This is a genomic window from Streptomyces sp. NPDC049577 (assembly GCF_040675635.1).
Lineage (GTDB): Bacteria > Actinomycetota > Actinomycetes > Streptomycetales > Streptomycetaceae > Streptomyces.
The window spans coordinates 1-6,029 of record NZ_JBFAPH010000368.1; the positions used below are offsets into that span (position 1 = coordinate 1).

Consider the following 6,029-nt stretch of genomic DNA (forward strand, 5'->3'; position numbering starts at 1 on the left):
GACCGAGCAGCTCGCGCAGGCGGAGGAGAAGGCGAAGCAGCTGGTCTCCGATGCCGGCAGCGAGGCCAACAAGGTGCGGATCGCCGCGGTCAAGAAGGCCGAGGGCCTGCTGAAGGAGGCGGAGCAGAAGAAGGCCGCCGCCGTACGCGAGGCCGAGCGCCTGCGCACCGAGGCCCAGGAGGAGGCCACGCGTCTTCTGGACGAGGCGAAGCGGGAGTTGGAGGTGCTCGTCCGGCGACGCGAGGACATCAATGCGGAGATTTCCCGTGTCCAGGACGTCCTGGAGGCGTTGGAATCATTTGAGTCCCCCGGGGCAGGCGGCTCCAAGGAGGGTGGGGTGAAGGCGGCAGCGGCCGTCGGCGCAACTCGATCGAGTGGCAAGCAGTCCGGAAAGTAGCACTCGAACGAGGGGACGTTTTCCAGATCTCCCAACCATCTGTCAGCATCTGCTCGATGAGACGCCGCTCACGCCCCTAGGATTCCTCCAACACCTCACCGGTCTCTTATGACAGGAACCCCATGAGCGACACTTCCTCCCCCTTCGGCTTCGAGCTCGTGCGGCGTGGATACGACCGCGGCCAGGTGGACGACCGCATTACCAAGCTCGTCGCCGATCGTGACAGCGCACTGGCCCGAATCACCTCTCTGGAAAAGCGCATCGAGGAACTCCACCTCGAAACGCAGAACGCTCAGGCACAGATCAACGACGCGGAGCCGTCGTACGCGGGGCTCGGCGCGCGGGTCGAGAAGATCCTCCGGCTGGCCGAGGAAGAGGCCAAGGATCTGCGGGAGGAGGCCCGCCGCGCGGCCGAGCAGCACCGTGAGCTGGCGGAGTCGGCGGCGCAGCAAGTCCGCAACGACGCCGAGGCGTTCGCCTCCGACCGCAAGGCGAAGGCGGAGGACGAGGGCGCCCGCATCGTCGAGAAGGCGAAGGGCGACGCGGCGGCGCTGCGGGCCGAGGCGCAGAAGGACGCCCAGTCCAAGCGCGAGGAGGCGGACGCCCTCTTCGAGGAGACGCGTGCCAAGGCGGCCCAGGCGGCCGCCGATTTCGAGACGAATCTGGCCAAGCGCCGCGAGCAGTCGGAGCGCGACCTGGCCTCCCGCCAGGCCAAGGCGGAGAAGCGGCTCGCCGAGATCGAACACCGCGCCGAGCAGCTGCGCCTGGAGGCGGAGAAGCTGCGCACGGACGCGGAGCGCCGGGCCCGCCAGACGGTGGAGACCGCGCAGCGCCAGGCCGAGGACATCGTGGCCGACGCGAACGCCAAGGCGGACCGCATCCGCAGCGAGTCCGAGCGCGAGCTGGCGGCGCTGACCAACCGCCGCGACAGCATCAACGCCCAGCTGACGAACGTCCGCGAGATGCTGGCCACGCTGACGGGCGCGGCGGTGGCGGCGGCCGGGGTGCCCGGCGACGACGAGCCGATCTCGCGCGGCGTGCCGGCCCAGCAGAGCCGCTGAGGCGCCGGGCCAGGTCGCTCGTCCGGGGGAGTCCGCGGGTCCCGCCAGGGTGGCGGGACCGTGCGGCCACCCTTACCGTGGCTGAGTGATCGAGCTTGACGGGCTGACCAAGCGCTACGGCGACAAGCTCGCCGTGGACGGGCTCACCTTCGCCGTGCGCCCCGGCATCGTCACGGGCTTCCTGGGGCCCAACGGCGCGGGCAAGTCGACGACGATGCGCATGATGCTCGACCTGGACAATCCCACCGCCGGCACGGTCCGCATCGACGGCCGGCACTACCGCGAGCTGCGCGACCCGCTGAAGGTCGTGGGCGCCCTGCTGGAGGCCAAGGCCGTGCACGGCGGCCGCAGCGCCCGCAACCACCTGCTGTGCCTCGCGCAGAGCAATGGCATCCCCCGCTCGCGCGTCGCCGAGGTCCTCGACACCGTCGGCCTCACCTCCGTGGCCCGCAAGCGCGCCAAGGGGTTCTCGCTGGGCATGGGCCAGCGCCTGGGCATCGCGGCCGCCCTCCTGGGCGACCCGCGGGTCCTGCTCTTCGACGAGCCCGTCAACGGCCTGGACCCCGAGGGCATCCACTGGATCCGCAACGTCATGAAGCGGCTGGCCGCGGAGGGCCGTACGGTCTTCGTCTCCTCCCACCTGATGAGCGAGATGGCGCTCACCGCCGACCACCTCGTCGTCATCGGCCAGGGCCGGCTGCTCGCGGACACCTCCATGTCCGCCTTCATCGCCGAGAACTCCCGCTCGTACGTGCGCATGCGCTCCCCCGACGCGGAGCGGCTGCGCGACGTGCTCTCGGGCGCCGGGATCCCCTTCGAGCCCGGCGAGGAGGGAGCCCTGGAGGTGCACGGCGAGGACGCCGCGCACCTGGGCGAGCTGGCGGCGCGGCACCGGATCGTGCTGCACGAGCTCAGCCCGCAGCGCGCCTCGCTGGAGGAGGCGTTCATGCGGCTGACCGCCGGGTCGGTGGAGTACCACGCGCACAACGACGGCCCGGCGCCTCCGCCTCCGGCCGCGGGCACGGGGACGGGGACGGGGACGGATGCGGGGACGGCCTGGGGGGCCGGCTGGCAGAGGAAGCGCCGATGATCGGTCAGGTCCTGCGATCGGAATGGACGAAGATCAAATCCGTGCGCTCCACGGTGTGGACCATGGGCGTGGCGATCGTGGTCACCGTGGGAATCGGCATGCTGATCAGCGCTTTGTCGAAGAAGGACTTCGACAGAATGCCACCGGAGGACAAGATCAAATTCGATCCGACGTTCACCAGCTTCGCGGGAATGGGGCTCGGGCAACTCGCATTGATCGTTTTCGGGGTGCTGGTCGTCGCCAACGAATACAGCACGGGAATGATCCGCACCTCGCTGGCCGCCGTGCCGCGGCGGGGCGTCTTTCTCTTCAGCAAGATCACCACGGCGACGCTGCTCGCCTTCGTGATCGGAATGATCACGAGTTTCCTGGCCTTCTTCACCGGCCAGTCGATGCTCGGCCCCGGCCTCCGGGCCCACCTCGGCGACCCGGGCGTCCTGCGCGCGGTCGTCGGAGGCGGCCTCTACATGACCCTGATCACGATGTTCTCGATGGGCGTCGCGACGATGCTGCGCAGCCCGATGCTGTCGCTGGGCATCCTCATGCCGTTCTTCTTCCTGATCTCCAACATCCTCGGCAACGTGCCGGCCACCCGGAAGGTCGGCCGCTACCTGCCGGACCAGGCGGGCCAGAAGATCATGCAGGTCGTGACCCGCGACCTCGACGCGCCCTACGGCCCGTGGGGCGGCTTCACGATCATGCTCGCCTGGGTGGCGGCGGCCCTGGCGGGGGCGTACGTCGTCCTGAAACGCAGGGACGCGTAGTCCTCGCCGGCCGTGGGGAGGCATTCCACGTGCCACGACGGACCCTGGAGGCCCTGGGGCTGCACATCGTCCCCGCCCTGCACCCCCTCACCTACCCGGGGCGGCCCGTGCCCGGCCCGTCGCTCCTCACGGGCCGCCGGCTGTTACCGCTCCGCCCCGGCGGCACGCACCTCGGGGCGTGGCTGGTCCGGAACCGCACGCTGGACGACGTCCTCGGCCCGTACCCCGCCGCCGTGCGCCACCCCGTTCTCGCGGTGGGCTCCAACGCCTCCCCCGCCCAGCTCGCCCACAAGTTCCGGCGTCTGGCCGCGACCGTCCCCATGGTTCCCGCACGGACGCGCGGAATCGCGGTCGGCTGCTCCGCGCACATCGGGCGGGCCGGCTATGTGGCCGCGGCGCCCTATGCCGATCCGGACGCCGAGCGCACCCTCGTGATCAGCTGGCTCGACGCGGCGCAGCTCGCCGCCGTGGACGCCACCGAGATCCATTACCACCGCGTGCTGCTGCCCGGCGGCGCCTACCCCATGACCCTGCCGTCCGGGGAGCGGCTCGGCGGCGCGTACCTCTACGTCAGCCGGCACGGCGTACTCCTCGATCCGGCCACCCGCCGGCCCCGCCCCGGCGGCGGCGATCAGGCGGTCCTGCTGGCCGGGCTGCTGCGGGCCTCGCCCCGGCTGCGTGCCCTGCTCGGCCCGGATCCGGAGCACTGGGTGGAGCGGACGGCCGCCGATCCCGCCGTGCGGGCGGAGGGCACCCGGATCTTCGCCGAGGAGGGCTGGGTGGGCCCGGAGGGCAACTTTCCGCGCCCCGCCGCCGAGGCCGGCGGGCCGGCGCCCGGCTACGGAGATCTGGCCGCTCACCAGGGGAACCGTCAACGTCTCGTTTATCCTCCTTACCCTTACGGGGCCTTTTGCCCGGACGAGCTCGCGAGGGGCGGAGAATGATCGAGGCAGTCGGTCTGACGAAGCGCTACGGCGCCAAGACAGCCGTACACAACCTGACGTTCCAGGTGAGGCCGGGAACGGTCACCGGCTTCCTGGGGCCCAACGGCTCCGGCAAGTCGACGACCATGCGCATGATCCTCGGCCTGGACGTGCCCACCGCCGGCCGGGTGACCATCGGCGGGCTGCCCTTCCACAAGCTGCCCAACGCGCCGCGCCAGGTCGGCGCGCTCCTGGACGCCAAGGCCGTGCACGGCGGGCGCGCCGCCCGGCACCATCTGCTGTCCCTGGCGCAGCTCTCCGGCATCCCGGCCCGGCGCGTCGACGAGGTGCTCGGCGTGGTGGGCCTCCAGGACGTGGCGAAGAAGCGGTCCAAGGGCTTCTCGCTCGGCATGGGCCAGCGCCTGGGCATAGCCGCCGCCCTCCTGGGCGACCCGCAGGTCCTGCTCTTCGACGAGCCCGTCAACGGCCTGGACCCCGAGGGCATCCTCTGGGTGCGCAACCTCATGAAGCGGCTGGCCGCGGAGGGCCGTACGGTCTTCGTCTCCTCCCACCTGATGAGCGAGATGGCGCTCACCGCCGACCACCTGATCGTCATCGGGCGCGGGCAGCTGCTCGCGGACATGAGCGTCAAGGACTTCATCTCCGCGAACTCGGCGGACTTCGCGCGGGTCCGTACGCCCGAGGGCGAGCCGCAGGCGCGCGAGAAGCTCACGACCGCGCTCGTGGAGGCGGGTGCCCAGGTGCTGCCCGAGCCGGACGGCGCCCTGCGGGTCACGGGGCTGCCCCTGCCCCGCATCAGCGACGTCGCCCACGGCGCGGACGTCCGCCTGTGGGAGCTCTCCCCGCACCAGGCGTCGCTGGAGGAGGCATACATGCGCATGACACAGGCGGCGGTCGACTACCGCTCGACGGCCGACCAGCGCGCGGCGTTCCTCCCGCCGCCCCCGCCCTACGGGTACGCGCCGCCGGCGCCGGTCCAGCCGAACTGGGCGGAGACGTCGTACCCGGTCCTCGAGGGCGAGCGCCCGAACCCGTACGCCACGCCCGCCGCCCCGCCCGCGGCCGGAGCCGCCCCTGCCGACCCGACCAAGCGCGACAGCGAGGACGCCCGATGACCACCCCGCAGCAGCCCGCGGCTCCGTCCACGGCCCCGGCCCCGCAGCCCCCCTTCCCGCCGCTCCCGCCGCAGGCGGCCCCGCAGCCGGTCCCCTGGCCCGGTCAGGCGCCCCTCGGAGGCGGGTACGTCTCCCCCATCCCCGTCCGCAAGGCGCACCTCGGCGACGCCATCGCCTCCGAGTGGACGAAGATCCGGTCGCTGCGGTCCACGATGTGGACGCTCGGCACCATGGCCGGGCTCACCGTGGGGATCGGGCTGCTCGTCGCGTCACTGGTCGACGCGGAAGGCTCGCCCTCCGACCAGGCGTCGATGCTCGGCTTCGCGGGCTTCGGGCTCATGCTCGGACTGCTGTGCGTCCTCACCCTCGGGGTGCTGACGATGTCGTCCGAGTACGGGACGGGCATGATCCGTACGACGCTGACCGCGTGCCCCAGCCGGGGACGGGTGCTCGGTGCCAAGGCGATCGTGTTCGCGGCGCTGACGTTCGCCACCACCCTGGTGACGACCATCGTGGTGGAGCTGCTCGGGCTCGCCCTGATGGACAGCTCCATCGACACGACATGCGAGAACGGCCTCTGACCTGCGTAAATCACAAGTCGGGACGGCGGGATTTGAACCCACGACCCCTTGACCCCCAGTCAAGTACGAAGCCGTCA

The 6,029-nt window shown here is 71.5% G+C and carries 6 protein-coding genes and 1 pseudogene; all 7 read left to right on the plus strand.

What is annotated here, in order from left to right; all coding sequences use genetic code 11:
- A pseudogene (locus AB0K09_RS28490) lies at positions 1–397 on the plus strand (hypothetical protein); the annotation flags it as partial.
- Positions 398–519: 122 nt separating this feature from the next.
- Positions 520–1,458 (plus strand): cellulose-binding protein, encoded by a 939-nt coding sequence (locus AB0K09_RS28495; protein WP_366068286.1) that lies wholly within the window; start codon positions 520–522, stop codon positions 1,456–1,458.
- Between the two features lie 85 nt (positions 1,459–1,543).
- Entirely contained in the window at positions 1,544–2,548 is a 1,005-nt protein-coding gene (locus AB0K09_RS28500) for an ATP-binding cassette domain-containing protein (protein ID WP_366068287.1), read from the plus strand.
- Entirely contained in the window at positions 2,545–3,312 is a 768-nt protein-coding gene (locus AB0K09_RS28505; RefSeq protein WP_366068288.1) for an ABC transporter permease, read from the plus strand. Before AB0K09_RS28500 ends, AB0K09_RS28505 begins: the two co-directional genes overlap by 4 nt.
- 29 nt (positions 3,313–3,341) lie before the next feature.
- Entirely contained in the window at positions 3,342–4,256 is a 915-nt protein-coding gene (locus AB0K09_RS28510) for a hypothetical protein (protein ID WP_366068289.1), read from the plus strand.
- Positions 4,253–5,371 carry an ABC transporter ATP-binding protein gene (locus tag AB0K09_RS28515; protein WP_366068290.1) on the plus strand — a complete coding sequence of 373 codons (1,119 nt, stop codon included), beginning with the start codon at positions 4,253–4,255 and terminating at the stop codon, positions 5,369–5,371. The genes AB0K09_RS28510 and AB0K09_RS28515 overlap by 4 nt, the downstream gene beginning before the upstream one ends.
- Positions 5,368–5,952 (plus strand): ABC transporter permease, encoded by a 585-nt coding sequence (locus AB0K09_RS28520; RefSeq protein ID WP_366068291.1) that lies wholly within the window; start codon positions 5,368–5,370, stop codon positions 5,950–5,952. The genes AB0K09_RS28515 and AB0K09_RS28520 overlap by 4 nt, the downstream gene beginning before the upstream one ends.
- Positions 5,953–6,029 lie beyond the last annotated feature (77 nt).